The sequence below is a fragment of the Thalassospira povalilytica genome, from assembly GCF_002844235.1.
Classification (GTDB): Bacteria; Pseudomonadota; Alphaproteobacteria; order Rhodospirillales; family Thalassospiraceae; genus Thalassospira; species Thalassospira povalilytica.
Window position 1 is genome coordinate 212,856 of record NZ_PGTS01000004.1, and the last position, 26,580, is coordinate 239,435.

The 26,580-nt window shown below is 55.1% G+C and carries 26 protein-coding genes and 1 tRNA gene; 17 read left to right on the forward strand and 10 right to left on the reverse strand.

What is annotated here, in order from left to right:
* Positions 1-7 precede the first annotated feature (7 nt).
* From CU041_RS12395 to CU041_RS12425, 7 genes are read left to right on the forward strand one after another with little or no spacing between them, the layout of a single operon-like run.
* A complete protein-coding gene (locus CU041_RS12395; RefSeq protein WP_068518373.1) occupies positions 8-907 on the forward strand; it encodes a branched-chain amino acid ABC transporter permease in 900 nt (299 codons plus the stop codon).
* Between the two features lies 1 nt (position 908).
* Positions 909-1,856 carry a branched-chain amino acid ABC transporter permease gene (locus tag CU041_RS12400; protein ID WP_101247179.1) on the forward strand — a complete coding sequence of 316 codons (948 nt, stop codon included), beginning with the start codon at positions 909-911 and terminating at the stop codon, positions 1,854-1,856.
* The gene (locus tag CU041_RS12405) at positions 1,853-2,629 is read left to right on the forward strand and encodes an ABC transporter ATP-binding protein (RefSeq protein WP_101247180.1); all 777 of its coding nucleotides are present in this window, start codon (positions 1,853-1,855) and stop codon (positions 2,627-2,629) included. Before CU041_RS12400 ends, CU041_RS12405 begins: the two co-directional genes overlap by 4 nt.
* Positions 2,626-3,288 (forward strand): ABC transporter ATP-binding protein, encoded by a 663-nt coding sequence (locus tag CU041_RS12410; RefSeq protein WP_101247181.1) that lies wholly within the window; start codon positions 2,626-2,628, stop codon positions 3,286-3,288. Before CU041_RS12405 ends, CU041_RS12410 begins: the two co-directional genes overlap by 4 nt.
* A 48-nt stretch (positions 3,289-3,336) precedes the next feature.
* Positions 3,337-4,491: an iron-containing alcohol dehydrogenase gene (locus CU041_RS12415; protein ID WP_101247182.1), complete on the forward strand. Its 1,155-nt coding sequence runs from the start codon at positions 3,337-3,339 to the stop codon at positions 4,489-4,491.
* A gap of 18 nt (positions 4,492-4,509) precedes the next feature.
* On the forward strand, positions 4,510-5,985 hold the full coding sequence (locus tag CU041_RS12420) for an NAD-dependent succinate-semialdehyde dehydrogenase (RefSeq protein WP_170310218.1): 1,476 nt from the start codon (positions 4,510-4,512) through the stop codon (positions 5,983-5,985).
* Between the two features lie 21 nt (positions 5,986-6,006).
* The gene (locus CU041_RS12425; protein WP_101247183.1) at positions 6,007-7,161 is read left to right on the forward strand and encodes an iron-containing alcohol dehydrogenase; all 1,155 of its coding nucleotides are present in this window, start codon (positions 6,007-6,009) and stop codon (positions 7,159-7,161) included.
* Positions 7,162-7,264: 103 nt separating this feature from the next.
* Here the strand turns inward: CU041_RS12425 and CU041_RS12430 are convergent, their stop codons facing one another.
* Together CU041_RS12430 and CU041_RS12435 are read right to left on the reverse strand one after the other, a co-directional pair.
* Positions 7,265-8,212 carry a cyclase family protein gene (locus CU041_RS12430; RefSeq protein WP_101247184.1) on the reverse strand — a complete coding sequence of 316 codons (948 nt, stop codon included), beginning with the start codon at positions 8,210-8,212 and terminating at the stop codon, positions 7,265-7,267.
* A 214-nt stretch (positions 8,213-8,426) separates the two neighbouring features.
* Positions 8,427-8,512, reverse strand: a tRNA-Leu gene (locus CU041_RS12435).
* A 217-nt stretch (positions 8,513-8,729) separates the two neighbouring features.
* Here CU041_RS12435 and CU041_RS12440 point away from each other — a divergent pair.
* The 4 genes from CU041_RS12440 to CU041_RS12455 all read left to right on the forward strand — a co-directional run bounded on the left by CU041_RS12440 (position 8,730) and on the right by CU041_RS12455 (position 13,379).
* Positions 8,730-9,317 (forward strand): YqaA family protein, encoded by a 588-nt coding sequence (locus CU041_RS12440; RefSeq protein ID WP_068519748.1) that lies wholly within the window; start codon positions 8,730-8,732, stop codon positions 9,315-9,317.
* Positions 9,318-9,360: 43 nt separating this feature from the next.
* Positions 9,361-9,867 (forward strand): disulfide bond formation protein B, encoded by a 507-nt coding sequence (locus tag CU041_RS12445; protein ID WP_101247185.1) that lies wholly within the window; start codon positions 9,361-9,363, stop codon positions 9,865-9,867.
* 297 nt (positions 9,868-10,164) lie between these two features.
* Complete coding sequence (locus tag CU041_RS12450; RefSeq protein WP_101247186.1) at positions 10,165-11,052, forward strand: helix-turn-helix domain-containing protein; 888 nt, start codon at positions 10,165-10,167, stop codon at positions 11,050-11,052.
* 146 nt (positions 11,053-11,198) lie between these two features.
* A complete protein-coding gene (locus tag CU041_RS12455; protein WP_101247187.1) occupies positions 11,199-13,379 on the forward strand; it encodes a TonB-dependent receptor in 2,181 nt (726 codons plus the stop codon).
* Between the two features lie 95 nt (positions 13,380-13,474).
* On the opposite strand, the gene CU041_RS12460 is transcribed toward CU041_RS12455, so the two are convergent.
* Together CU041_RS12460 and rpmB are read right to left on the reverse strand one after the other, a co-directional pair.
* Positions 13,475-14,041 (reverse strand): HNH endonuclease, encoded by a 567-nt coding sequence (locus CU041_RS12460; RefSeq protein ID WP_068519752.1) that lies wholly within the window; start codon positions 14,039-14,041, stop codon positions 13,475-13,477.
* A gap of 374 nt (positions 14,042-14,415) precedes the next feature.
* Positions 14,416-14,709, reverse strand: a complete 294-nt coding sequence (gene rpmB / locus CU041_RS12465; protein ID WP_008889909.1) for a 50S ribosomal protein L28 — start codon at positions 14,707-14,709, stop codon at positions 14,416-14,418.
* Between the two features lie 86 nt (positions 14,710-14,795).
* Between rpmB and CU041_RS20635 the strand changes: the two genes are divergently transcribed.
* Together CU041_RS20635 and CU041_RS12470 are read left to right on the forward strand one after the other, a co-directional pair.
* On the forward strand, positions 14,796-15,194 hold the full coding sequence (locus tag CU041_RS20635) for a hypothetical protein (RefSeq protein ID WP_170310219.1): 399 nt from the start codon (positions 14,796-14,798) through the stop codon (positions 15,192-15,194).
* Between the two features lie 33 nt (positions 15,195-15,227).
* Positions 15,228-15,416 carry a hypothetical protein gene (locus CU041_RS12470; protein WP_101247188.1) on the forward strand — a complete coding sequence of 63 codons (189 nt, stop codon included), beginning with the start codon at positions 15,228-15,230 and terminating at the stop codon, positions 15,414-15,416.
* A 118-nt stretch (positions 15,417-15,534) separates the two neighbouring features.
* Here the strand turns inward: CU041_RS12470 and CU041_RS12475 are convergent, their stop codons facing one another.
* Positions 15,535-17,619 carry a putative bifunctional diguanylate cyclase/phosphodiesterase gene (locus CU041_RS12475; protein WP_101247189.1) on the reverse strand — a complete coding sequence of 695 codons (2,085 nt, stop codon included), beginning with the start codon at positions 17,617-17,619 and terminating at the stop codon, positions 15,535-15,537.
* Between the two features lie 179 nt (positions 17,620-17,798).
* Positions 17,799-18,398 carry a short chain dehydrogenase gene (locus CU041_RS12480; protein WP_101247346.1) on the reverse strand — a complete coding sequence of 200 codons (600 nt, stop codon included), beginning with the start codon at positions 18,396-18,398 and terminating at the stop codon, positions 17,799-17,801.
* Between the two features lie 102 nt (positions 18,399-18,500).
* On the opposite strand from CU041_RS12480, the gene CU041_RS12485 reads away from it, so the two are divergent.
* Positions 18,501-19,436 (forward strand): LysR family transcriptional regulator, encoded by a 936-nt coding sequence (locus tag CU041_RS12485; protein ID WP_101247190.1) that lies wholly within the window; start codon positions 18,501-18,503, stop codon positions 19,434-19,436.
* On the opposite strand, the gene gluQRS is transcribed toward CU041_RS12485, so the two are convergent.
* The 4 genes from gluQRS to CU041_RS12505 form a co-directional block, all read right to left on the reverse strand.
* Entirely contained in the window at positions 19,427-20,266 is an 840-nt protein-coding gene (gene gluQRS / locus CU041_RS12490; RefSeq protein ID WP_101247191.1) for a tRNA glutamyl-Q(34) synthetase GluQRS, read from the reverse strand. The genes CU041_RS12485 and gluQRS overlap by 10 nt on opposite strands.
* An 18-nt stretch (positions 20,267-20,284) precedes the next feature.
* On the reverse strand, positions 20,285-22,210 hold the full coding sequence (gene cobT / locus CU041_RS12495; protein ID WP_068519758.1) for a cobaltochelatase subunit CobT: 1,926 nt from the start codon (positions 22,208-22,210) through the stop codon (positions 20,285-20,287).
* A 51-nt stretch (positions 22,211-22,261) separates the two neighbouring features.
* Positions 22,262-23,269, reverse strand: a complete 1,008-nt coding sequence (cobS, locus tag CU041_RS12500; RefSeq protein ID WP_068519759.1) for a cobaltochelatase subunit CobS — start codon at positions 23,267-23,269, stop codon at positions 22,262-22,264.
* Positions 23,270-23,480: 211 nt separating this feature from the next.
* Entirely contained in the window at positions 23,481-24,125 is a 645-nt protein-coding gene (locus CU041_RS12505) for a J domain-containing protein (protein WP_068519760.1), read from the reverse strand.
* A gap of 159 nt (positions 24,126-24,284) precedes the next feature.
* Here CU041_RS12505 and CU041_RS12510 point away from each other — a divergent pair, with 159 nt between their 5' ends.
* From CU041_RS12510 to CU041_RS12520, 3 genes are all read left to right on the forward strand, one after another.
* The gene (locus tag CU041_RS12510) at positions 24,285-24,581 is read left to right on the forward strand and encodes a BolA family protein (protein ID WP_068519761.1); all 297 of its coding nucleotides are present in this window, start codon (positions 24,285-24,287) and stop codon (positions 24,579-24,581) included.
* Positions 24,582-24,722: 141 nt separating this feature from the next.
* Entirely contained in the window at positions 24,723-25,976 is a 1,254-nt protein-coding gene (locus CU041_RS12515; RefSeq protein WP_101247192.1) for a PQQ-dependent sugar dehydrogenase, read from the forward strand.
* Positions 25,976-26,566, forward strand: coding sequence for a c-type cytochrome (locus CU041_RS12520; protein WP_068519763.1), 591 nt, complete (start codon positions 25,976-25,978; stop codon positions 26,564-26,566). The genes CU041_RS12515 and CU041_RS12520 overlap by 1 nt, the downstream gene beginning before the upstream one ends.
* Positions 26,567-26,580: the final 14 nt, after the last annotated feature.

Consider the following 26,580-nt stretch of genomic DNA (forward strand, 5'->3'; position numbering starts at 1 on the left):
ATTTGTGATGACAAGTCTTCTTGCCGTCCTGATTGATGGCTCGATCTATGCATCGTGGCTGTTTCTTGTGGCTGCCGGCCTGACCGTGATTTACGGGGTGATGCGCATCCTGAACATGGCGCATGGCAGCTTTTATGCCATCGGCGCCTATTCAGCAGCGTCACTGGTTGGCTGGTATTTCAACAACGGCATCGGCCCGGCATGGGTCAGTTATTTGATGCTTGTTGGTGCCGCGCTGGTTGCCGGCCTGATTGTCGGTGTGATTATCGAACGCGGATTGCTGCGCCTCATGTATGGCCGCGACGAAATCCTGATGGTGATCATTACCTATGCCCTTCTTCTGATCCTTGAAGACGGTATGAAAATCGTCTGGGGTGTCAGCCCGTATTTCGCATACCAGCCTTATTCCGAACTTGGGCGCACTTCGCTCGGTTTGCTTAAGGTTTCAAATTACGACGTCGCCCTGGTCGGAGTATCCGCACTTCTTGGGCTTGGCCTGTGGGCATGGCTTGAACGCACCAACCAGGGCAAAGTCCTGCGTGCGGTGATCCATGACCGCGAAATCGCGGTTGCCATGGGCGTAAACGTGAAGCTGATGTTCACCATCACCTTTGTTCTGGGCACCACGCTGGGCGCACTTGCCGGTGCATTGACCGCACCTGCGATCTCGGTAGTACCGGGCATAGGTATTGAAGTGATTGTTCTGGCCTTTGCTGTGGTGGTGATTGGCGGCCTTGGCAGCATTGGTGGTGCTGCAGTCGGCGCCCTTCTGGTCGGACTGAGTCGTGCGGCCGCTGTTCACTACGCTCCTGAATTCGAACTATTCGTCATTTATGGCGTGATGTCGCTGGTTCTGGCGTTCCGTCCCGAAGGCCTGTTTGGCCGTACTTTGGCGAGGAAAATCTGACATGCGTCTTGATAAAACTGAAATCTCGCTCGGGCTGATCGCGCTTGGCTGCGTTCTGTTCGGCTTCGTTTCGCCGGGTTGGCTGATCTTCCTTTTGACCATCGCACTGGCCAAGGCACTTGTCGTGCAGGGTGTCGTCATGCAGATGCGTTCCGGCCTTGTATCCTTCGGCCAGGGGCTTTTCTATTGCATCGGCGGCTATACTGTCGGCATGGGCGGCCAGTTCTTTGGCATTCATGATGCGGTTGCCGCCCTGTCACTTGGCATGTTTGTCGCGATTATCATCGCAATGCTGTTGGGTCTGTTACTAACGCGCTATCGCGAAATCTTTTTTGCCATGCTGTCGCTGGCATTTTCGATGATCCTGTTTGGCATCCTTGTCAAAAGCCAGGAACTGGGAAGCACGGACGGCTTTAACGTTCATGACTGGACCCTGTTTGGCTGGGCTCCCGAAGCCGGTGCTGGCAGCCAGTACACCGTCTTTACCATGACTGTGGTCTCTGGTCTGATCGTTGCTGTTCTGATCCATCGTTACACCAAGGCAGGCATTGGCGTCATTTGCGAAGCCGTTCGAGAAAACGAAGTTCGTGTGGAATATCTCGGTCTGTCACCGCGCTGGTTGCTTTATGGCAACTATGTTGCTGCGGCGGCGGTATCGGCCCTTGGTGGCGGTCTGACGGCCCTGGCGACCGGCCACGTTGATCCGGAGATGGCTTATTGGACCACGTCGGGCGAATTTGTCTTCATCGCGCTTTTGGGGGGGCTGGGCCACGTGGCGGCACCGTTTATTGCGGCAATCGTGTTCTCGTTCGTGCGGACCTACGCCATCGAATTCGTTCCCCATACCTGGCAGATGATCCTCGGTTTCACGCTGCTTGCGGTCATTATCTTCCTGCCCAAAGGGCTGTGGAGCCTGGTCAGCCGTGAAAAAACAGGAGAACGGGCATGACCTGCATTCTTGAAACACGTTCGCTGAACAAGGAATTCGGCGCGGTCATCGCCGCAAAGGATTTGAACGTTCAGATCCACAAGGGTGAAGTCGTCGGTGTGATCGGCTCCAACGGAGCCGGCAAGACGACCTTCATCAACATGGTAACGGGCTATCTCAAGCCGACCCGGGGCGAGATCCTATTTAATGGCAAGTCGATCATGGGGCATTCTCCGCGTGCCATCACACGTGCTGGAATGGCACGTTCCTTCCAGGTCGCTCAGCTGTTCCCGGAAATGACCGTGCTCGACAATCTGATTGTCGCGCTGGCTGCGGCCGAAAGCGCCCGACCGAGTTTCCTAAGCCCGCTTCGCAGCGATGCACGCATCGCAAGGGCTGAGGAAGTCCTCAAGGAATTCGGTGTCGCAAACTATCGCGATTCAATGGTGACCGCCGTCCCGCAGGGGGCGCGTAAACTGGTTGATATCGCTATGGCATTGATCGGCAATCCACAGATGCTGTTGCTTGATGAGCCAACCAGCGGCGTCAGCATGGATGAAAAAACCGGCCTGATGGATACGGTCATGAACGCCGTGCGTCAGCATGGCGTTACGGTTCTGTTTGTCGAACATGACATGGATGTGGTCGAACGCTATGTCTCGCGCGTTCTGGCGTTCTATAGCGGCGAAATCATTGCTGATGGCAAACCTGCGGCAGTTCTCGCCGATCAGCAGGTCCGCGATCTTGTGACCGGCCATCGTCCCACCATCAAACAAGGGAATGGCGCATCATGACCCTGGAAATCAGTAATCTCGATGTATCGATCGGCAATATTCCGATCCTGCGTGATGTCTCGCTTTCAGTACCGTCCGGCAAGATGTTTGGCCTGATCGGCCATAACGGGGCGGGCAAGACCACCCTGATGCGCGCCATCATGGGCCTTCTGGATGCAGATCAGGGCACCATCACCTTTGATGGTCAGGACCTGCGCAAGCAGCCTGATTTCGCCCGTGCCAAAACCGGCATCAGCTACATGCCCGAAGATCGCCGCCTGATACCGTCACTGACGGTTGAGGAAAACATTCTTCTTCCGGCATGGACCAACGGTATTGCGGACGCCGGGGAACGGCTGAAATGGGTCTATGACCTGTTGCCCGAAATCGCCCAGTTCCGGGATCGCCGTGCGCTGCAACTTTCCGGTGGTCAGCAGAAACTGGTCTCGCTCGGGCGCGCACTGATGCCTGGTCGTAATCTTCTGTTGCTTGATGAACCGTTCGAAGGGGTCGCACCGGTGCTGTCACGCCGTTTGTCGGAAGTCATTTCCGATCTCGGCAGCAGTGGCCTTTGTGTCCTGATTTCTGAGTCCGATGACACCCACTCTGCCGATTTGGTGGCGGGCAGTTATCGCATCGAACGTGGCACCGTTTCCAAGGCTGAACAGGAAACCGCTTAATCCCAATGACAGCCACCACAACAGACAAGTCAAAAGACGAGGTTCCCCATGTCAGACTTTGTGTTTGAAACCACCCCTCGCGTCATCTGCGAGTTCGACGGTGCCTTGCAACTCGGCACCCTGTGCAAGGAGTTCGGCGCGAAACGCGCCGTTCTCCTGTCCGATCCGGGCTTGCAGAAGGTTGGCCTGATCGACGCCCCTTACGCAGCACTTAAAGAAGCCGGGATTGAAACCCTGCTCTGGACTGATGTTCAGGCAGACCCGCCCGAGGAAAGCATTCTTGCCGCGGTCAAAGGTGCCCGTGACTTCAAGGCCGATATCGTCATCGGCCTAGGTGGCGGTTCATCGCTTGATACCGCAAAACTGGTCGCCCTTCTGTGTGGCAAGGATCAGAAACTTGACGAGATCTACGGCATCGGTCTGGCGACGGGTCCGCGCCTGCCGCTTATTCAGGTGCCGACCACGGCTGGCACCGGTTCGGAAGTCACCCCGATTTCGATTGTCACCACACCGACGCACGAGAAAAAGGGTGTCGTGTCCAGCCTGCTTTATCCCGATGTTGCACTGCTTGATGCCAAACTGACCATGGGCCTTCCGGCCTCGATCACGGGCATGACCGGCATCGACGCAATGGTGCACGCCATCGAGGCCTACACCACCAAGCACAAGAAAAACGCCCTGTCGGACGGACTTGCCATCCGCGCGATGCAGCTGATGACCGCCCATATCGATGATGCGGTTTCTGCCACCCCGTCACGCGAAGCGCGTGAAGCCATGCTTCAGGGGTCCATGCTGGCCGGAATGGCCTTTGCCAATGCCCCGGTCGCGGCTGTTCATGCCCTTGCCTATCCTCTAGGCGGGCATTTCCATGTTCCGCATGGACACAGTAATGCGCTGGTCCTGATCGAAGTTTTGAAATTCAACCGGGATGCGGCCGTATCTCAATATGCCGAACTCGCCCGCGCCATTCTGCCGGATGAAAAGTTCGCAAATGACGATGCTGCCTGTGATCGCTTCATTACTTTCATGACCGACATGGTCGAACGCATGCCGTTCAGCCGCACCTTGCGCGCAGTCGGCGTGGCGGAAAGCGATCTCGACATGCTGGCAACCGATGCGATGAAGGTGGAACGCCTTTTGATCAACAATCCGCGTGAAATGACGTTCGACGCCGCACGCGCGATCTATGCCGCCGTGCTGTAACGAAAAGGAATAGCCACCATGACCATCCAGCTAAATGATACTGGCCTTTGGCAAACCCAGGGGCATATCGACGGCCAATGGGTCGCATCCGACAGCGGCAAGACCTTTGCGGTTGTTGACCCGGCCACCGGCGAACATCTTGCCGATGTGCCCGATATGGGTGCCGCCGAAACCAATCGTGCGATTGATGCCGCCAATGCCGCCCTTCCGGCATGGCGGGCCAAAACCGCCAAGGAACGCGCAAATGTGCTGCGCAAATGGTTTGACCTCTGCATGGCGGCCCAGGCCGACCTTGCATTGCTGATGACCCGCGAACAGGGCAAACCCCTGGCAGAGGCATCCGGCGAAGTCGCCTATGGTGCGTCCTTCCTTGAATGGTTTGCCGAAGAAGGCAAACGCATTTATGGCGATGTTATCCCGTCGCATGGGGCGGACAAACGCATCATCACCGTCAAACAGCCGATTGGTGTTGTTGCCGCGATCACGCCATGGAACTTTCCGATGGCCATGATCACGCGCAAATGCGCCCCGGCCCTTGCCGCGGGTTGCACGGTCGTCATCAAACCGGCAGAAGATACCCCGCTGACCGCGCTTGCACTGGTCGAACTGGCCAAACGCGCCGGGTTCCCCGATGGCGTAGTCAATATCGTCACCGCGTCACATGGTGCTGAAATCGGTGGTGAACTGACTGCCAACCCGATCGTGCGCAAACTGTCCTTCACCGGCTCCACGCAGGTCGGCAAACTTTTGATGCGTCAATGTTCTGATACCGTCAAAAAAGTCAGCCTGGAGCTTGGCGGTAACGCGCCGTTTATTGTCTTTGACGATGCAGATCTGGATGCGGCGGTTGCAGGCGCAATTGCCTCGAAATACCGCAATGCCGGGCAGACCTGTGTCTGTGCCAACCGCATTCTGGTTCAGGAAGGTGTCTATGACGTCTTTGCCGCCAAACTGGCCGAGGCCGTTGGTAAACTGCGTGTCGGTTTGGGCACCGAAGAAGGAGTTACCCAAGGTCCGCTGATCAATGCCAAGGCAATCGAAAAGGTCGAAGCACTGGTCGAAGACGCGGTTTCTCGTGGGGCAAAGGCTATTCTGGGTGGTGATCGGGCCAAGCCCGACAGCAACTTCTTTACTCCGACCATTCTGACCGGGGTTACGTCGGATATGCGGATTTTCTCCGAAGAAATCTTTGGCCCGGTCGCGCCGTTGTTCAAATTCAGCAGCGAAGAAGACGCCATTCGGATGGCCAATGACACTCCATTTGGTCTGGCGGCCTATTTCTATGCCCGTGATATCGGCCGCATCTGGCGGGTTGGCGAGGCGCTTGAATACGGCATCGTCGGCATCAACGAAGGCATCATTTCGACCGAATCAGCACCGTTTGGCGGGGTCAAGGAATCCGGCATCGGCCGCGAAGGGTCAAAATACGGCGTCGATGATTTCGTCGAGATTAAATATATGTGCCTCGGCGGTCTCGCCGGGAATGCCAACTGATCCCGGATAAGGAGACACATCATGAGTTTCATGTTCCGAAGCGCGCCGCGCATCGTCTGCAAAGCCGGTGGCATTGCCAAGACCGGCAGCCTGATGAAGGAACTCGGCGCCAGCCGTGTCACCATTGTCTGCGATCCCGGCATCGTCAAACTGGGCTTTGCGCAAAAGGCGCAAGATGCGCTTGAGGCCGTCGGTATCGCGGTTCAGGTCTTTTCTGACGTCGAAGCCGACCCGCCCCAGAAAATTGTCGAAGCCGCCATTGCGAGGGCACGTGACTGGAAGGCGGATGGCGTAATCGGTCTTGGCGGCGGCAGCTCGCTTGATAGTGCGAAGCTGGTTGCATTGCTCGCCAACAGCGATCAGACCATCGAAGAAATCTATGGGGTGGACAAGGCAAGCGGTGATCGCCTGCCGTTGATCCAGATCCCGACCACCGCCGGGACCGGATCGGAAGTTACATGGGTGTCCGTGATTACCGATAACGACCACCTCAAACAGGTTGTCTACACCCCGCAACTGATGCCCGATATCGCCCTTCTTGATGCGGAACTGACCTATGGCCTGCCGCAAAAGGTCACAGCGGCCACCGGCCTTGATGCCATGGTCCATGCGATCGAAGGCTATACCAGCCGCACACGTAAAAACCCGATTGCCGATGGCATGGCGGTCACCGCCCTTTCGCTGCTTGGCAAGAACCTGATGAAGGTGATTGAAAATCCGGGTGACAAGGAAGCACGCTCTGCCATGTTGCAGGGATCGCTGATTGCCGGGATGGCGTTTGCCAATGCATCGGTTGCCGCCATTCATGGATTGGCCTATCCTCTGGGCGCACGCTTCCACATCCCGCATGGTCATGCCAATGCGCTAGTCATGGCGCAGGTGATCCGCTTTAACCTGCCAGCCGCGAAAAAGCTGTATGCCGAACTCGCCCCGTGCCTGATCGAAGGGGTCGATTTCGACAACGAAGACGCCGCCGCCGAGGCATTCGTGAAACGTATCGAAGAAATGGTTCCAGCCAGCGGTCTTGAAATCCGCCTGCGCGATCTTGGCGTCACCGAAGAGTCCCTGCCGGAAATGGCCGAGGAAGTCTTTACAAAAATCCATCGCCTGATCGACAGTAATCCGCGCGACATGACCGCCAAGGAGATCGAGGCGATTTATCGCAGCGTTTATTAATTTGCCCGTCTGCAAACTTCGGTTTGTATCGTGGCACAAGAACCGGCGGCCTGTTTGGTCGCTTGGCCGCCGGTTCTAAAGTTATCAAAATGATCAGACCGGCTTAGCGAATGGCAACCGGGTTGATGATCATCTGTACAGCGCCCTTGAGCTTGGCCTGCCCGAGAACGAACAGGAACTCGTGTGCCCGGTCTGCGGCCAGGTCCCTCGTGACGATATTTTCAAGAATATAGACACCGTTTTCTGCCAGAAGCTTCACATGGACCGGGAAGAAAGCACTGGGATCTTCATGGGGAACAGCTTCAAGCCCCCATGTATCGGCACCAACGGCGACAACACCCTGATTTGCCAACCATTCCGCTGCTTCCAGACCAAGGCCCGGTTCGGTCGTTCCGTAAAGCTCATTGTCCTTCCCGACCAAATCAAGCCATCCGGTATGGATCAGAACCACATCTCCCTTGCGAATTTCGGTACCGGCCGCTTTTTGAGCCGCCATGATGTCCTCAAGGGTGATGACATAGCCGCCTTCAAGACGATCAGTCCCCTTGATCGCAGCAACGTCCAGCAAGACTCCACGCGTTGCCATTGGCGGCACGTTTTCAATGCCAAGCTTGGTCAGGCCGGTGGCTGCGACCATGTCTTCGGCGTGGTTATTGTTATAATAGGTATGATGATCACCCAGATGACCCAGACCATCAATCTGTGTCCCGACACCGAGCCAGCCGGTGAACATGTCATCGTTATAGGTTCCAGCATTGCTGCCGATTGTTTTGTTACCGCTTTGTCCGGGCGAAAAAACCGTCACAGCGACACCACGTGGTGCAAAGGCCGGCGTATCACGTGAAACTTCCATCCCCAGTGAATAGACCTTGCCTTCGGAAATCAGCTTGCTGGCTGCAAGTGTTACTTCCGAAGTCAGATAGTTCGCAGCCCCGATTTGATCATCAGGTCCAAACGGTGATGTGAACCGGTCATCGGCCGAAGCGGTACCGATTGCGCCGATAAGACCAAGCATCATGGATGCAGAGACAAGCATTTTTGCTTTTTGCATTTCTTCCTCCCTAAGTTGATAAGGATTCAGAGAACAGCAATTATAATGCCAATCAAAAGTGGTGAAAAACCTAGACAAAATGAAGAGACTGGAGCGGAATCCGATCCACCCAGAGTGTAAAATGATCGGTTACCGCTCCGGCAAAACACGCAGCCGATCGGCCTGTCTCACCAAACTGGCAATCTTTGTCATTCTAAATTTTGAGATAAAGCGATGGTGCCCCCGGGGAGAATCGAACTCCCACTCACTAGGTGAAACAGATTTTGAGTCTGCCGCGTCTACCAATTCCGCCACAGGGGCAGGCAATACAGGTGCTGTTGCGCACCGTCCATCGACGGGCGGGATAATAGCTGTAAATTTCGCGGGGTCAATGGGGCTTTGTGCAAAAATGTTACTGATTTTGCGATCCCGAACTGCGTCATTGCGATCATCGGGAAAATGCGCTTTGATCGCGCCAAGTTTCAAGGCCAAGCGCCACCCGTCAAACGATCGTCAAACAAGATAAGGCGCATTTGCCGTGATCCGCAGTCTTTATGATTGGACCATGAATCTGGCCAGCCATCGCCATGCCGGATGGGCATTGTTTTTTATTGCCGTCATTGAAAGTTCGGTTTTTCCGATCCCGCCGGACATCCTTTTGATCCCCATGATCATTGCCGCCCCGACCCGGGCGTGGCGCTATGCGCTGATTTGCCTTGTCGGGTCCGTCCTTGGTGGCGTGATCGGTTATGGCATCGGGTATTTTCTGTTTGAAACGGTCGGGCGCCCGGTGCTTGAGCTTTATGGCTATGGTGCCAAGTTCGACCAGTTCCGGGACTATTATAATGACTGGGGGGCCTGGGCTGTATTTATCGCCGGGGTCACACCATTCCCCTATAAGGTGATTACGATCCTGTCTGGCGTAACCGCCCTTGATCCGCTGGTCTTTACCGTGGCATCGATTGCCGCGCGCGGTTTGCGGTTCTTTGTCATTGCGGCATTGATCTGGAAATTCGGCCCGGCGATCCGCGATTTCATCGAAAAACGTCTGGGCCTCGTTTTCACCATATTTATCGTGGTTCTTGTTGGTGGATTTGCCGCAATCAAACTGATTCCGCACGGCTAGTTCGATGAAGACATTTCAAGGAAGACGGGATTCGGATCTACTGATGTTAAAATTGCTTCGCCCGCACTACATGCCGGCCTTTGCGCCGATTATTCTGTTTCTGGTGTCCGTCGGAAGCATCGGCTTTGCCCTATATGCCCAATATGTGCAGAAATTGCTGCCCTGCATCCTGTGCCTTTATCAACGCAAGCCGTTCTATATCGTGATCGGGCTTTCTGTTCTGGCGCTCCTTCTGATCCGCTTTCCCAAGGCAGCACGTGCCATCGTCTATCTTTGCGGGCTGACCTTTGCGGTCGGTACCGGCATTGCGATTTACCATGTCGGGGTACAGGAACTGTGGTGGCAGGGCCCGGCCATGTGTGGTGGCGTGCAAAGTGGTGCAAGCTCCCTTGCCGAGCTCAAAGCGCAGCTTCTCGCCCAGCCGATCATTCGCTGTGACAAGATCGACTGGACCCTGTTTGGCATCACCATGCCAACGGTCAATGTGTTCTTTTCAGCAGCCCTGACGGTATTTTGCCTGATCGCACCGTCGCGCTGGATGAAAAAGTAACCACATAGCTTAGTCCGAAATCACATCAGACCGCCGGTATTGAAACTGGCGGTATTGAACCGCCCTCATAAACACCGCTTGAACCCGCCCACATCCTGGGCGGGTTTGTTTTTGATCGCAAACCCGCATAACGCGATCATTTGACCACAAAATGAACGATTCTTTATTTGATAATGAGAATTGTTATTGTTTGCACGAAATTCCCGGTTATATTTGCGCAGCGATTCCCTATGCAGAATCGCCATCAGACATCATGGACCACTCGCAGATCAAAGGACCGACCCAGGATTGCCCGACATGACGTTCCATCCGCAAATGACCAGCAGGATCGAAGGTATTTCACTCCTTGATGATTTGCGTTTCCGTCGCTGGAACGCGGCCATCACGGATTTGTGGCATGTCGAATGCGAACAGGAGGCCGGTGGCACCTATGTTTCGCGTGCGCCAAGGCTTGTTGCCATTCTCGACTGCATTGGCGACGGAAATGTCGAAGTTCGGGCATCAAGCGATACAATACAGCGTGGTCACCGTGGACAAGGATGCCTGTCCTATGTCCCGGCCGGGATGGAAGTATCTTCTGAAGTGCTTGGAAAGTGCCGGCTACGCCATCTTGATATTCATCTTGATGTCAATGCGCTTGAACAAAGTATCGGCAATGCATTTGACCGGATCGCGCTTGAAAGACCGCGCATCGGTTTTTGCGATCCGCGGATCAATGCACTGGTCCGGCTTCTGGCCGATGAACTCGAGAACGGTCAGCCAAGTCCGCAAATCTATGGCGAGGGTCTGATAACAGCATTGGTATCAGCTCTTCTAACACCAACTCAGACTGAAGAGCCCCAACGCAAACGCGGCAAGCTTGCCCCTTATCAGTTGCGCAAGACCGTTGATTATATTGAACAGAATTGCGGCCGCACGATCCGCCTTGATGAATTGGCGCAACTGACCGGGTTGTCACAATCCTATTTCTGCTCGGCCTTCCGGGAATCAACCGGCATGCCACCCCAGCAATGGCAAATGAAAGCCCGGGTCGAGCGGGCAAAAAACCTTCTGAAAAAGGGTGACACACCGTTGGCATCCGTCGCCGTCGGTCTCGGCTTCGCCGATCAGGCACACCTGACCCGGGTATTTCGCAAAATCGTTGGCACAACCCCTGGCGCCTGGCGCAAGGAACAACTTGCCTAATTTTTGCCAAATTCCGTTCAATCCACCGAAATCCGGTTCAATATTCCACACCCGCGCGCGTGGTATCGAATTCTCATCATGAAAGATGACCCGCCGGTTCCCGCCCTGCTGGTCGTCGCAAAGACAACCTATACAGGGAATCCACAATGCGTTTTACAGGACAGAAACTGTCTTCGACCCTTTTGCTCGGCACGGCGCTTGCGCTGGTTTGTGCCGCTCCTCATTTTGCACTGGCGCAGTCCGCAGATGATGCGACAGCAAGCGAAGGCGAAACCACTAAAGCAGTGATCATCGAAAGCGAAGCCACAGTCGAGGCCGGTGACCCAACCCCGCCGGTTTATGCCGGTGGACAGGTTGCCACCGGGACGCGCCTTGGTGCCTTTGGCAATAAAGACACCATGGACACACCGATTGCTGCAACCGGCTACACCAGCGAACTGATCAAAAACCAGCAGGCACGGGACATTTCCGACGTGATGGATAACGATCCGTCGGTAATTAACACCAACGGGTTTGGCACCTTTGCCAACCGTTTCACCATTCGCGGCTTTGACCTGACGGCCGATGACGTCTCGATTGACGGGCTTTACGGCACAGCACCGCGTCAGTCGGTTGCCCTTGAAATGTTCGACCGCGTCGAGGTGATCAAAGGCGCCTCGGGCTTCTTGAATGGCATGGCACCTTCTTCTGGTGGCTTGGGTGGCAACATCAACCTTGTCCCGAAACGTGCCGGTGATAATCCGGTGACCAGCTTCACCGGCAGCTATGGCGCCACCAGCGAAGTCGGCGGACATTTTGATTTTGGCCGCCGCTTTGGTTCCGAAGATCAGTTCGGGGTGCGCACAAACGTCATGCACCGGGTCGGAGAAGCGTCCATCGAGGATGAAGATCGCGAAACGTCACTAGGTTCCATCGCCCTTGATTATCGCGGCAATGATACACGAATCACCTTTGATGCCGCGATCAACAAGCTCCGTGTTGAAGAAGGGCGCCCGACAGTTGCAGCAGGATCGCTGACGTCTCTTCCAAGCGCACCGTCCGGCTCGCACAACTTTGCCGCAGACGGTACCTATAGCGATCTCGAAGACAAATTTGCACAGCTTCGTTTTGAATATGACGCCACCGACAGCACCATGCTTTACACCGCGATTGGCGCACATAATTCAGATGAGATCGGCGATTATTCGTCTGTCACCCTGACCGGTACGGACGGCTCCGGCAACTTTGGCAGCCTTGCTACTGTTTATGAACGTGACGATGTCAGCGGTGTTGCCGGTATCCGTCAGGAATTCGAAACCGGCCCGGTCAAGCACGAGATCAATGCCGGAACCACAGCGATGTGGCAGGAAGCGCGTCAGAACTACAACTCGGGCTCCAACGTGGCTGGCAATATCTATAACAGCGGTCCATCAACCGTGGCCTTTGGTGACGCCGGGGACGCCAAGCTGAATGCCCACACAATCCTGACCAGCTATTTCATCGCCGATACCCTGAGCTTCATGGATGATAAAATCCACCTCACCGGCGGTGTACGTCGTCAAAATGTCAAATCGCGTGGTTATGACATTTCAACCGGTGCAAAAAATTCCAATTACGATTCTTCGGCCAACTCGCCAATGGCAGGCATCGTTGGCAACGTCACCGATCAAATTTCGGTCTATGCCAACTATATCGAAGGTCTGGCGAAGGGTGAAACCGTCACCAATGCGTCGGCGACCAACCGTGGCGAAACACTTGCTCCGTTCAAGACCGAACAGATGGAAGTCGGTGCAAAGTTTGACTTTGGCACCTTTGGCGGTAGCATTGCTCTGTTCCAGGCTGAAAAGCCTTCTGCCTTTCTTAATTCCAGCAACGTTTACACAACCGATGGCGAACAGCGTAACCGTGGCCTTGAACTGACGGCATTCGGTGAACCGGTTATTGGCACGCGCATTCTGGGTGGCATCACCTTTGTTGATGCCGAACTGACCAAAACCCAGAACGGCACCAACGATGGCAACACCGCACCGGGTGTACCGGAATATCAGGCAACGCTGGGTGCAGAATATGACCTGCCATTCCTTAACGGTGCAACAGTCGGTGGACGTCTGATCCATACTGCCTCGCAATACGTCAATACCGGCAACACGGTCGAAATTCCGTCCTGGACGCGATTTGACATGAGCGCGCGTTACGTAACCGAGCTTTATGATTATCCGGTCACCTTCCGCGCCAATATCGAAAACCTGACCGATAATGACTATTGGGAAACGGCCAGCACCCAGTGGAGCTATATGACCGTGGGCAAGCCGCTAACTGCAACCTTCTCTCTGACGGCCGACTTCTGATCGTCTGAGCTCTCTCATCACGGAGAAGCTCTGTAACAGCAAAGCCGGCGGAATTTCCGTCGGCTTTTTTGTTGAGCGTATCGCAAAACCCGCGATCAGAAGTCGTATTCCAGTTCGGTATCCCAGTACAAAAAATCCCGCCAACTTTCGTGAAGATAGTTTGGCGGGAAGCGGCGTCCTGTTGACTGGAGTTCGTGCATGGTGGGCTGTCCCGGCGTCCTGCGCAGTCGCAGGCCCGCCTCGCGGACCGATCGGCTGCCCTTGAACAGGTTGCAGTCAGAACAGGCCGTGACAATGTTTTCCCAGTTTGTACGCCCGCCCCGCGCCCGCGGGATCACGTGATCAAAGGTCAGCTCGTTTGTCGGCAAACGATCACCGCAATACTGGCACGAAAATTCATCGCGCAGGAACACGTTGAACCGGGTGAAAGCCGGGCTGCTTTTAAGCGGGACATATTCCTTGAGCGATATGACGCTGGGCAGCTTCATTTTAAAGGATGGGGAACGTACTTCGCGGTCATATTCGGAAAGAACATCGACGCGTTCAAGAAAGACCGCCTTGAGCGTATCCTGCCAGGACCAAAGAGACAGCGGGAAGTAGCTCAACGGCCGGAAGTCGGCGTTAAGAACAAGTGCCGGACACGCATTGGGCGATAAATGCATATCATCCGCTCCACCGTGTTTACCGAGTCGCTTGCCTTATTTAGCAGGTTCGGGAATCGCTGGTGATGAACATATCATGACGTTTCACCAAACCGGGCGACGCGGCGACGTAAACCACTGATAGAGCAAAGTATAGACCAATTTAGCAAAAGCGCAAAGCTCGTGTTCCGCCGAGTCGCGTTTTATCGATGTCATGCCGCACCATCACCCCAGAACAGCGCGGAAACCATGCTTGTGCGCGGCACAAAAAAAGCTGCACCACCGGTGATGGTACAGCTTATTCTGTGGCCGTTTGACAAGCCAGCGATCAGAAAAACGAAAGGCCCGCCAGAAGCGAGCCCTCGTAAAATCTGTCTGTAAAGCAGAAGCCTGAATTAGGCAGCTTTTGCTTCAACAGCTTTGGCGACCTGGCGTTTGATTTTCACCAAATCTGCCGGCAGCTTTGCATTTGCAGTGCTGAGCAGATATGCATCCAGACCACCACGTTTTTCGATGGTGCGGACAGCATTGGTGGTCAGACGCAGACGCACCGAACGACCGAGCGACTCACTAAGCAGCGAGGTCGGCTGCAGGTTCGGGAGGAAACGACGTTTGGTACGATTGTGGGCGTGGCTCACATTCATGCCGACCAAAACGCCTTTGCCGGATACCGGGCAGCGACGTGCCATGACCTGATCTCCTGGTCTATAAATTCGCAAAAGGACGCTTGGCCTGAACATGCAGGCCCGCGCTTGGAAGCGGGTTAATACTGCCTATGACCAATGTCGTCAAGCCTTCATCAACCGAAAACCGCGACAAAAACGCTTATCAGAGCGGATTTGACGATAATCCGTGGTTTGGGTCGGTTTTTACCCAACTCAACCGCACGGAATCTGCGTCTTTTCAAACCGGCGCGACAATATCAAAGGCCACAAAAAGCAGCAATCCCCCCATATTCCAGGCACAAATCAACCGATTCCCCCATGACCTGCAACCGATACCCGCCAGAATCGTGTTTTTTAACGCCCGTACACAGTTTCGATTCCACATTCCGTCCGCAACGGTGCCAAACGGCCCCAAATGGCACCACTGGCGGATCAATGGTCGATATGGACAGCTGATTGACACGGATCAAAACGCAAAGCTGCAAAGAATGGTAGCTTCAGCACCATGAGTTAAGAAATCCGTTTGGGGAGCATGACGGAACATGAAAACAGATAGCAAAGTATCACTGCCCCTTCTGGGCATTCTGCTGGTCGCGGTCGCAGGCCTGGCTCTTTATCTTGCCGGCTACGTTCTGGCGCATTTCGGCGTGCCTGTCGCTTCCTTCTGGATTTATGTCGCCCTGGCACTTGTTCCGGTTTGCTTCCTTGTACTGATTGATTTCAGTCGCTGATCTGCCCCCAAGACAGAACAGCACAAAAACGGCCGATCACATGATGTGACAGGCCGTTTTTTTATGCACACAGAGACATTATGCCCGCACTCAGGGCACCTGTGATATCAGCCGCCCCCTAACGGTCAGAAAGGGATTTCAGCGTCGGGCTATCTTCGACCTGCCAATGGCAATCCAGACAGGGAAGCGCGCCCGGACGGGCAAAGAAATACCCCTGATAGGCATCAACCCCCAATGATTGCAGAAGGTTTCGCTGCTGGTCGGTTTCCACACCTTCGGCAATCACCTGCAAACCGAAACGATGCGCAATCAGGATCGCGCCTTCGATCACCACACGGGCATTCTCGTCCATTTCAAGGATAAAGGATTTGTCGATCTTGACCGCATCGATCTGAATTTGATGCAGACGCGACAGGGATGAATATCCGGTCCCGAAATCGTCGATGTGAATGCCGATCCCCATATCGAACAAATCATCAATCACCCGGGAAATCATTGATCGCTGGCGTTCTTCAAAGATTGATTCGGTAACTTCGAGAATAAGCCGCGTTGGTACCAATCCCGTTTCACTCAGGATTTGCGCCACCATTTCGGTAAATCCGGGTGCCACAAGCTGACGGATCGAGACATTGACGGCGATCTTTGTTTCGTCGTCTCCGTCCGCTGCAGCACAGATTTCCCGACAAGCTGTCCGCATGCACCATTCGCCAATTTCAACGATCAAGGCACTTTCTTCGGCAATCGGGATGAATTCGTCAGGCGGCACAAGGCCAAGCTCATTGCTGTTCCAGCGCAGCAGGGCCTCGTAAGAGACGATCTGGCCATCATCGGCATCGATGACCGGCTGATATTCAAGATAGAACTCACCAATGCCAAGGGCACGACGAAGGGCCTGATTGATGGCAAGGCGGCGTTCCTGTTCGGTCAGAAGCGTTTTGTCATAGTTGCGCACACTGCCACGCCCGGATCGCTTGACCTCGGCCGCGGCAAGGTCGGCCCAATGGATCAGTTCGGAAATTCCCGGGTTTTTGGCCGCAGCAAACGCCACACCGGTGCTGAACCCGACATGAAGCGAATGCCCGCAGATCATGATGGGCTGACTGATTGAAGCACGCGCCTTTTCAATCGTATTTTCAACCAGCCCATGCAGCTCGTCATGCGGGGCTGCAAGCACCATCAGGAATTCATCCCCGCCCCAGCGCCCCACCGCGTGCCGATCATCGACATAAGCCTTCAGACGGTCACTGACAATACGCAGGACCTCGTCGCCGATGGCATGACTAAGCCCGTCATTGATCTGTTTGAAGCGATCAAGATCGATGAACAGAACCGCGTAATCAAGGTCGTCGGATGATTGGCGTTTGTGATTGAACCAGGCCGCAATGCCATCGCGGTTCAGAATGCCGGTCAGAGCGTCATGTTCGACCAGATTTCTGAGTTCCTCGGTCCGTTCTTCGACCCGCGCTTCGAGCGTCGCATTCCAGTTTTCCATGATGCGGTTCTTCTGGCGCAAATCTTCGACCAGACCGTCATTTCGGTGTTTCAACACCAGTGACCGGAACAGGACAACGTGATTGTTCCGATGCGTAATCAGCATCACCATCAAAAAGATGATGGTCATGATGGCAAGAACATAGTTGGCATCGGCCATAACCGTAAAAATGATCACCGGCGGAAACAGGAGCGCCGTCAGATAGAGCCGCCCGACCAGAAATATCGGCGCAAGAATCCCCGTGGCACCGCCCGCCAGACCGGCAAACATGATCAATGTCATGAACTGGCTTTCACCGCGCACGATCGGAATTTCAATAATACCGATCACAGCCCACAAGATGGCAGCTGACAGGACACCAAGCGCATATCGCCGCTGCCAGATATAAAAGGCATCGGCATCGAGCTCCGCGACCTTTGTGCGTTCACGATGATAAAGATACCCGCCCCACAGACGAACAGCGCATAAAACAGCAAGGATAACAGACCACCAAACGGTGATCGCAACCAGATCCCCCAGCAACCCCAGAATGATCACAAGGCCGCCTGCTGCGGCAAGATTGACAATGATATTTGCCCAGTTGTTGCGATAGGCCAGATCCAGCAGGTCACGGCGGACCTTGCCGGTGATCTCGTCATCGGCTTGTAGTGCAATTTGGGGATCAACAAATCGGCTTGCGATCTTTTTGACCAAACCGGCACATTTTTCCATCTGGTCTGGTTGCCTCTGACATCGTCGCTTGAACTTACAATCCTATAGATAGGTACTATTCAACGACAACGAGAATATCGACAACAACAAAGATCGGATAAATCCGCCCCCTGATTTGGCCATCAAAAGAACGGGATCAGGGGCTTCAATCCCCGATCCCGTTGGTTCACATCAGAAAATCAAAATATTTCAAAGACCTGACCGGTCTGAAGACCTTCGACCGATTTGGCATAGCCAAGAGCCGCACGGGCCGCAGGCACCGGATCATGGCCACGGAAATAGGGGGCGTAGCCTTCCATTGCCTCGGTAATGACGCCGGGGCTGACCGCGTTGATTCGATGTCCCGGCTTCATTTCGATGGCTGCCGACTTCACAAACCCTTCGATTGCACCATTCACCATGGAGGCCGAACTGCCAAACTCGATCGGATCCTTGGCCAGAATGCCGGTAGTCAGGGTGAAGGATGCCCGGTCCGCAACATAGTCCCGCCCGATCAGGACCAGATTGATCTGCCCGAACAGTTTGTCATCAATCCCGATGCGGTATTTGTCTTCGTCCATGTCGGCGAAATCGCCAAAATGGACCTTGCCGGTAGTTGAAACCACCGCATCCACCGCTCCGACCTTTTCAAACATCGCGCGAATGGAAGCCTTGTCTTTCAGGTCGACATTCACATCACCGCTGTTGCGTGATGCGCGGATGATTTCGTGACGCGGCGACAATTCGGCATCAACACCTTTGCCGATAATGCCCGATGCGCCGATCAAAAGAACCTTCATGTCATCCTCCATCCTTGGAAACTGTAATGACTGGATGATTTCACAGAACAGTTCATCCGATAATCTGGATAATCTCGAACCATTCGTTTAGTATTTTAAACGATGAAAGATTATCTTAGCGAAATGCGCAGCTTTGCCGCCATCATCGAACAGGGCAGCTTTACCGATGCCGCCCGCGCCACTGGCGTGTCCAAAGGCCTGATCAGCCAGCATGTCAAACGCCTTGAAGATGTGCTGGGTGCGCAATTGCTGTTTCGGTCGACCCGCAAGCTTGAACTGACAGAAATCGGCGCGACCTTTCTGGGTTATTGCCAAAGCATCACCCAAAGCGCCGATGCCGCGTTCGAGGCGGTCGAAGCCCTGCGCGGGGAACCGGTCGGCACCGTGCGCATCACGGTTCCCGTGTCGTTTGGCGAGATGTTTTTGCAAGACATCATCGTGGCCTTTCAACAGGCCCACCCACGCATTCAGATCGAGATGGAACTGGAAAACACGTTCCGCGACCTGCAATCAGCCCATATCGATATCGCCATCCGCGCCGGGCTGACCGATGATCCCGATCAGGTCGCCATTCCGCTGGGTCAACTTTCCGAATTGATCTGTGCCAGCCCCGAATACTGGCAAGCCCATCCCAAACCGCAGACGCCGGCCGATCTTGTCCATCACAACTGTCTGGTCAATTTCCAGTATTACAAGGACCGCAAATGGGTGTTCTTTTCCGATGACGGACCAACATCCATCACGGCCGAAGGCAATTTGCGCCTGAACCACTATCCGCTGATCCGCAATGCCACGGTTCAGGGACTGGGCGTTGCGCGTTTGCCGCGATATGTCGCCATGCCTGAAATTCGCGCCGGCCGGATTGAAACAGCCCTTGAAAATTATCGGTCACCTTTGCGACCGATCTATCTTGTTTATCCCTATCAGGGGAACCTGCCGATCAAGAACCGGCTGATGATCGATTTCATCCGCAACTGGTTTGCCGATCGCCCGGACTTGCTTGAAACCACATCGACATCGCAAAGCGATCAGAACTGATCCGCCAACAGCCGGACATCATCGGGGCTCATGCCATCTTCGCGCATTGATCGCAGGGTCTTTGACTTGTCGCGTTTGGCAAACCGTTTGCCATCAGGACCGGTCAGAAGCCCGTGGTGGTGATATTCCGGAACGTCATAGCCCAGAAGTTCCTGCAACAAACGGTGCAGATGGCTGGCAAAGAACAAATCCTGCCCGCGGGTGACAAGACTGATCCCCTGAAGATGATCATCATGGGTCACCGAAACATGATAGCTGGTTGGTGTATCCTTACGCGCCAGAACCACATCGCCAAAGATTTCCGGGGTCGCGATCTGTCGCCCGGCGGCGCGGTCAAACCACACCAGTTCGCGCCCGACACGTTTGATCGCGCCATCCATATCCAGTCGCAGGGCAAAGCTTTCCCCGGCCGCAATCCTGTCTGAACGTTCCTGGACGGAACAATGGCGACATGTCCCGGGATAAAGCGCCCCATCGGGCCCGTGCGGTGCATTGCCGATCCGTTCGATTTCGGCCTGAATGTCCTTGCGGGTACAGAAACAAGGATACAGCAACCCCATTTCCGTCAGGCGATCCAGCACCGCCTGGTAATCGGCGAAATGTTCTGATTGAACACGCACCGGTTCTTCCCATCGAAGGCCAAGCCAGGCCAGGTCTTCGAAAATCGCATGCAGATATTCCGGGCGGCACCGGGTTTGATCGATATCTTCGATCCGCAAAAGAAAACGGCCATGCGGCCCGGCCTGTTTCATTGAAAACAGCGCGGATGCCGCATGGCCAAGATGCAGATATCCGGTCGGGCTTGGTGCAAATCGGGTGATCGCCGTCATCCTTTGCGCACCCTGCCCTTACCAGCGGTCGCGGTCACCCGCAGCGCGGTCGCGTGCCTGGCCGCCATCGGCGGGCACATGGCGCATCGGGCGTTTGGGTTGACGCGCACCCTGTTCATCAAACAGGTCCGAAAGCTCGGCAAGCATTGTACCGCCAAGTTCTTCGGGATCATTGATCGTCACGGCACGCCGGTAATAGCGTGTCACGTCATGGCCGATACCAATCGCCAGAAGTTCGACCGGTGATCTGGTTTCGATCCATTCGATCACTTCGCGCAAATGCCGTTCCAGATAATTTCCGGAATTGACCGAAAGCGTCGAATCATCGACCGGCGCACCGTCGGAAATTACCATCAAAATCCGGCGTTGTTCAGAACGACCAAGCAAACGTTCATGGGCCCAAAGCAGTGCTTCGCCGTCGATATTTTCCTTAAGCAGCCCTTCGCGCAGCATCAGACCAAGGTTTTTGCGGGCCCGACGCCACGGCGTATCTGCCGCCTTGTAGATGATGTGGCGCAGGTCGTTCAGACGTCCCGGTTTGGGAGGCTTGCCACTATCGACCCAGCGTTCGCGTGACTGACCACCTTTCCACTGACGGGTGGTGAAACCGAGAATTTCGACTTTTACCCCGCACCGCTCAAGCGTGCGTGCCAGAATATCTGCCGACAGGGCGGCAATCGTGATCGGACGCCCCCGCATGGAGCCGGAATTGTCGATCAGAAGGGTCACGACCGTATCGCGGAAATCGGTATCCTGTTCCTGCTTGAACGACAGTGACGTCGACGGTGTTGCCACGATACGGGCAAGCTTGGCCGCATCAAGAATGCCTTCTTCCAGGTCAAAGTCCCAGCCACGGTTCTGCTGCGCCATCAGGCGACGCTGCAACCGGTTGGCAAGACGCGACACCACGTTCTGAAGGTTGGCAAGCTGCTTATCAAGCATCGCGCGCAACCGCGACAATTCAAGATTTTCGCACAGGTCATCGGCGGTTACGACTTCGTCATATTCGCGCGTGAAGGGCTCATAGCCGCGTTCGACCGGTTCGTTTCGACCATCAAATTCCGGCTGTTCGCCCGGTCCGGCAGGCTTTTCTTCCTGCGACATGGCTTCAAGCTGCTGATCGTCAATATCGCCTTCGCCGGCTTCGGCATCTTCGGACCCGGCTTCCTGTTGCTGGTCACTGCCATCGGGTTCGGAATCGTCATTCTGGCCCTGCTGACCGCCCTGACTTTCCATTTCTTCCTGTTCCGGGTCGTTTTCGCCTTCCTTGTTTTCGTCGTCCTCGCCTTCCTGTTCGGGCGGGGCGTCATCAAGGTCGTCTTCCAGCGACAAATGATCAAGCAAACGGCGCATGCCGCGGGCAAAAGCTTCTTGGTCATCAAGAACATCACGCAGGTCCGAAAGATCAGCCCCGGCGTTTTCTTCGATATGGGTCCGCCACAGATCAATCAGCGGACGAGCACTTTCCGGTGCGCGTTCGCCGGTAAAAATCTCGCGGGCCAGCATGCCGATCGCATCGGCAAACGGTGCATCGTCACGCGATGTCAGACGATGAAAGTTCTTGGCGTGGCAATCCTGTTCGGCATGGTCACGCAGGTTTTTGCGCACCCCGGGGAAATAGCGTGATCCCACGGCCTCGACCCGTGCTGTTTCAAGCGCATCGTAAACAGCCTGAGCCTCGGCTGTTTCGGGCATGCGTTTGGCATGCAGGGCAACGTCGTGGTGGCGCATTTTAAGCGCCCAGCCATCGGCAATGCCGCGCAGGTCTGCGACTTCGTCCTTGGGCAATGCCTGTTTGGGCATGGGCAAACGGACATGTTCGCCATATCCGCCCGGACGCCCGCCTTTGACAAAGCCGACTTCCAGATCATTGCGCCCGGCAAGCGCGCGAAATGTCGCCGCCGTGCCGCGCAAGAACCCGGAAAGAGCCTCATCATTCTTCATCTTACTACTCGCTTGTGGGACCAGCTCGCCAATCTGCTTTAAGGACACGCCTTAGCGCACCATCACATTGATGGCTTCTTCAGGAAGCTCTTCGCCAAAGCAACGCTGATAATATTCCGCCAGGATCGGGCGTTCGACCTCGTCGCAACGATTAAGGAAAGTCACCCGGAACGCATAGGAAATATCACCGAAAATCTTGGCGTTTTCGGCCAGCGTAATCACCGTACGCGGGCTCATCACGGTCGAAATATCGCCAGACACAAATCCCTGACGGGTCAGGTTGGCAAGAGCCACCATTGCTTCGATCTTCTGGCGGCCCTCGGCGGTGTCGAACGCCGGAACCTTGGCGGCAACGATGTTGGTTTCATCGGCAACCGACAGATAGTTCAGTGTGGCGACAATCGACCAACGGTCCATCTGGGCCTGGTTGATCTGCTGGGTGCCGTGATACAGGCCGGTGGTATCGCCAAGACCAACCGTGTTTGACGTTGCAAACAGGCGGAAATGCGAATGCGGATGGATGACCTTGTTCTGATCAAGAAGGGTCAGCTTGCCATCGACTTCCAGAACACGCTGGATCACGAACATGACGTCCGGGCGACCGGCATCATATTCATCAAACACCATCGCGACCGGGCGTTTGAGCGCCCAGGGCAGAATGCCTTCGCGGAATTCGGTGATCTGTTTGCCATCCCTAAGAACGATTGCGTCCTTGCCGATCAGGTCGATACGGCTGATGTGACTGTCAAGGTTGACGCGCACACACGGCCAGTTCAGACGCGATGCCACCTGTTCGATATGGGTAGATTTGCCCGTACCGTGATACCCCTGGATCATCACACGGCGGTTGTGGGCAAAGCCCGCAAGAATGGCCAGCGTGGTGTCGCGGTCAAAACGATAGGTCGGATCAGCGACCGGCACATGTTCGCTGCCCTGGCTGAATGCCGGGACTTCCATATCAACATCAATCCCGAACGTTTCGCGCACGGAAATGGTGGTATCTGGGGCATCAAGCGGATGTTCTGCCGCCGCACCCGTCGCTTCGTAACCTTGGCTCATAAGTACTCGCGCATTTCTCGGACCGACGCTGGTGACGCGGTCGTTTCGTTAAACTTGCTCATTAATAGCGGTTTAGGCGCATCACTCAAAGGGAAGATGCGCAAAAAATCTCTATTACCGCAAAAGGTTTGCTCGATAAGACATCCCCGATACGCAAACCGCAACCAGATTGACCAGATTTTTTGGAATTATTGCAGCGGAACCGGCCCGCTTACAGGGTCACGCGGGCCTCAAGATCGCGGATATAGCTCATAAGCGAACTATAGGCCGCGCTGATCTTTTTAAAGCGTTCCTCAGCAACCTTGTCACCGCCATTGGCATCGGGATGGTATTTTTTGGACAGTGCCTTGTACTTGGCCTTGAGCTCGTCCCGAGTGAACGGCCAGCCAAGATCAAGGGTTGCCATCGCCTGTTGCTGTTCGCTGGGCATGCCAAGGGCACCGGCACGGCGCTGGGCATCTTCGCTTTTGCGGCGCTGTTCGGCACGGGCATCCCCGCCCGGACCATGATGGGTCTGCTCACCGTCTTCGTTAAAGAAGCCGAACCCGTCCTTGAATTTGAAATTGAACGGCTTTTTGGAACCGCGAATATGTCCGAACTTCCAGGTCGGGCGCTGCCAGTGGGTATCGCGACGCACGTCGTTTTCGATATCCTCGGCTTTCATGCCTTCATAATAGTTCCAGGATTTGTTGTATTCGCGCACGTGATCAAGGCAGAACTTGTAATAGTCACGCAGCTTGCGATCCTTGGGCGCGCGGAATTCACCATGGCCGTCACAGCCCGGCCAATCACAATCGGGCAGGATCGGTTCATTGTGATACAGCGTCTTGCGCTTGTTGCGGTGTCCTCGGTTCATCTGGGTCTATATGTTCTGAAAATCGATGCACGCAATATCATACGGATCGATTAAATGCGATAAAAGGCTTGAAAAACTGCCATTGCGTGCCAGAACCTGTCACACAGTTCAAATTTTGCACCCGATTGCAAACATCCGCAGAAAACAGAGGCCCTTATCATGCAGGTAGCCAATCAGATCCGTGACATTCTGACCGAACATTTCAGCCCGGTCGAGTTACAGATCATCGACGACTCCTCCAAACATGCCGGTCATTCCGGTGCCGATCCGCGCGGCGAGTCCCATTTTTCGGTCCTGGTGGTGTCTGAAAAATTCGAAGGTCAGAACCGTGTCAATCGTCAACGCCTGGTTTATGGCGCGCTTGACACCCTGCTTAAGGAACGCGTGCATGCGCTGGCCCTGAAAACCATGACGCCCGATGAATACAAGGCGGCGCTTGCCAATAGAACCAATTAAATACAATTCCATATCGTGAAATCAACCTAGACGTTCACCCCGATTAGGCGCAATGCTTGTGACACAAGCCGGTCCGCAAGCATTGCCGGACCGGCACGGATGCCCGCCAATGGCATCTGTTTCAATCGGGAGGACTACGTAATGACTAAACGCCTGCTGATGGCGAGTATTGCGCTTGCCATTTCCGGATCTGCATATGCCCAGGCACCTGCACCGGACAATCTCGAAAAACTTTCAAACTTCCAATCCACCGGCACCACGGAATTCACCGTCATCGAACAGGGCGGCGATTACGCAGAAGGCATCAAAAGGACACTTGAACGCATCAAGCTTCCAGCCGGTTTCAAAATCGGCCTTTATGCCATCGTGCCAGATGCGCGCCATATTGCTGTTGGCCCGCAAGGTGTCGTGACATTCGTCGGCACGCGCAAGGATAAGGTCTGGTCCGTCACTGACCGCAACAAGGACAGGGTCGCCGACGAGGTCAAGGACTTTGCCCCGTCGCTTCGTTTCAGCATTCCGAACGGTCCGTGCTTCTCGCCCGACGGGATGCTTTATATCGCCGAACAGAACCGCGTGCTGACCTTCCCGGCGGCCGAGTTCTTTTATGAAAGCCCGGATGTCGCGGCCTTTAATGTTGTCAAACAGGGCGACCTGATCCCGCCATCCGAGGAAAGCTATAACCACACGGCACGCGTCTGCAAAATCGGCCCGGATGGCAAACTTTATATCTCGTTGGGGCAGCCCTTCAACGTGGCGCCCGCCGACAAGCTTGATCTGTATCGCGAAGTCGGTATTGGCGGCATCATCCGCATCAATACCGATGGATCAGGGCGCGAAGTTTATACCTATGGGGTGCGGAACTCTGTCGGTCATGACTTCCACCCGGAAACCGGTGAACTGTGGTGGACCGATAACCAGGTTGACGGCATGGGCGATGATATCCCGCCCGGTGAAATCAACCGTCAGACGGCCGCCGGTCAGCATTTCGGTCATCCGTGGTATGGCGGTGGCGATGTTCGCACCAATGAATATGCCGGTCAGGAAGTCCCCTATGACGTGGTGATGCCTGCGGTTGAAACCGTGGCGCATGCCGCTGATCTTGGCATGACTTTCTATACGGGCAAGATGTTCCCGGCCAAATACAAGAATGCGATTTTCTCGGCCCAGCACGGGTCCTGGAACCGCACGACACCTGTCGGTGCACGCGTGATGGTGACCTTCATTGATGCCGAAGGAAACGCCAGCATCGAACCGTTCGCCGAAGGCTGGATCGACGAGAATGAAGAATATCTTGGTCGTCCGGTCGATGTTGCCCAGTTGCGTGACGGATCGATCATTGTTTCCGATGATCTGGCCGGTGCGCTGTATCGCATCTGGTATGAGGGCAATTGATGCGTATTGTGATGATCGCACTTCTCGGCGGGCTTTTGCCCGCCGGGACCTTGATGGCCCAGGACGCATCCACAGACCTTCAGGACGGGCGCAAGGTTGCGGGCATGTGCCGCACCTGTCACGGACTGGATGGCAAGGCCCGTATTCCGATTGCCCCGCATATTGGCGGCGAACCGGTCGATTATCTGATCAGTCAGCTTCAGGCATTCAAAACCGGCAGCCGCGAACATGAAATGATGACGGTGGTCGCACGCGGATTATCCGATGATCAGATCGGCAAGGTCGCCCTGTGGTTCAATCATTTCACGATCAATGCCACCCTGCCCGCTGGCACGTCCGAGGACGACGCGCCGGAACTGTGTGTCGGGTGTCATGGTGTAAACGGTATTTCCGAGCTTGATGATGCGCCCAATCTGGCCGGGGAAACCAACATCTATATCGAAACGCAGCTTAAGGCATTCCGGACCGGCAAACGGACGCATGATGTTATGACCCCGATTGCCCAGGATCTTGACGAGACCGAAATGCAGGAAGCCGCCGACTGGTATAGCAAGATCACCATCGACATCACCGACCCGGCGCCAAAGTAAGGCCCCAATACCCC

Excerpts from the sequence above, each read along its gene's own strand:
- CU041_RS12455 (WP_101247187.1), top strand. The coding sequence starts at position 11,199 with ATGCGTTTTACAGGACAGAAACTGTCTTCGACCCTTTTGCTCGGCACG.
- CU041_RS12445 (WP_101247185.1), top strand. The coding sequence starts at position 9,361 with ATGTTAAAATTGCTTCGCCCGCACTACATGCCGGCCTTTGCGCCGATT.
- CU041_RS12510 (WP_068519761.1), top strand. The coding sequence starts at position 24,285 with ATGCAGGTAGCCAATCAGATCCGTGACATTCTGACCGAACATTTCAGC.
- CU041_RS12430 (WP_101247184.1), bottom strand. The coding sequence starts at position 8,212 with ATGCAAAAAGCAAAAATGCTTGTCTCTGCATCCATGATGCTTGGTCTT.
- CU041_RS12485 (WP_101247190.1), top strand. The coding sequence starts at position 18,501 with ATGAAAGATTATCTTAGCGAAATGCGCAGCTTTGCCGCCATCATCGAA.
- CU041_RS12480 (WP_101247346.1), bottom strand. The coding sequence starts at position 18,398 with ATGAAGGTTCTTTTGATCGGCGCATCGGGCATTATCGGCAAAGGTGTT.
- CU041_RS12425 (WP_101247183.1), top strand. The coding sequence starts at position 6,007 with ATGAGTTTCATGTTCCGAAGCGCGCCGCGCATCGTCTGCAAAGCCGGT.
- CU041_RS20635 (WP_170310219.1), top strand. The coding sequence starts at position 14,796 with ATGACCAATGTCGTCAAGCCTTCATCAACCGAAAACCGCGACAAAAAC.
- cobS (WP_068519759.1), bottom strand. The coding sequence starts at position 23,269 with ATGAGCCAAGGTTACGAAGCGACGGGTGCGGCGGCAGAACATCCGCTT.
- CU041_RS12395 (WP_068518373.1), top strand. The coding sequence starts at position 8 with ATGACAAGTCTTCTTGCCGTCCTGATTGATGGCTCGATCTATGCATCG.
- CU041_RS12475 (WP_101247189.1), bottom strand. The coding sequence starts at position 17,619 with ATGGAAAAATGTGCCGGTTTGGTCAAAAAGATCGCAAGCCGATTTGTT.
- CU041_RS12470 (WP_101247188.1), top strand. The coding sequence starts at position 15,228 with ATGAAAACAGATAGCAAAGTATCACTGCCCCTTCTGGGCATTCTGCTG.
- CU041_RS12505 (WP_068519760.1), bottom strand. The coding sequence starts at position 24,125 with ATGAACCGAGGACACCGCAACAAGCGCAAGACGCTGTATCACAATGAA.
- CU041_RS12400 (WP_101247179.1), top strand. The coding sequence starts at position 909 with ATGCGTCTTGATAAAACTGAAATCTCGCTCGGGCTGATCGCGCTTGGC.
- CU041_RS12420 (WP_170310218.1), top strand. The coding sequence starts at position 4,510 with ATGACCATCCAGCTAAATGATACTGGCCTTTGGCAAACCCAGGGGCAT.
- CU041_RS12460 (WP_068519752.1), bottom strand. The coding sequence starts at position 14,041 with ATGCATTTATCGCCCAATGCGTGTCCGGCACTTGTTCTTAACGCCGAC.
- rpmB (WP_008889909.1), bottom strand. The coding sequence starts at position 14,709 with ATGGCACGTCGCTGCCCGGTATCCGGCAAAGGCGTTTTGGTCGGCATG.
- CU041_RS12410 (WP_101247181.1), top strand. The coding sequence starts at position 2,626 with ATGACCCTGGAAATCAGTAATCTCGATGTATCGATCGGCAATATTCCG.
- CU041_RS12450 (WP_101247186.1), top strand. The coding sequence starts at position 10,165 with ATGACGTTCCATCCGCAAATGACCAGCAGGATCGAAGGTATTTCACTC.
- CU041_RS12515 (WP_101247192.1), top strand. The coding sequence starts at position 24,723 with ATGACTAAACGCCTGCTGATGGCGAGTATTGCGCTTGCCATTTCCGGA.
- gluQRS (WP_101247191.1), bottom strand. The coding sequence starts at position 20,266 with ATGACGGCGATCACCCGATTTGCACCAAGCCCGACCGGATATCTGCAT.
- CU041_RS12415 (WP_101247182.1), top strand. The coding sequence starts at position 3,337 with ATGTCAGACTTTGTGTTTGAAACCACCCCTCGCGTCATCTGCGAGTTC.
- CU041_RS12520 (WP_068519763.1), top strand. The coding sequence starts at position 25,976 with ATGCGTATTGTGATGATCGCACTTCTCGGCGGGCTTTTGCCCGCCGGG.
- cobT (WP_068519758.1), bottom strand. The coding sequence starts at position 22,210 with ATGAAGAATGATGAGGCTCTTTCCGGGTTCTTGCGCGGCACGGCGGCG.
- CU041_RS12405 (WP_101247180.1), top strand. The coding sequence starts at position 1,853 with ATGACCTGCATTCTTGAAACACGTTCGCTGAACAAGGAATTCGGCGCG.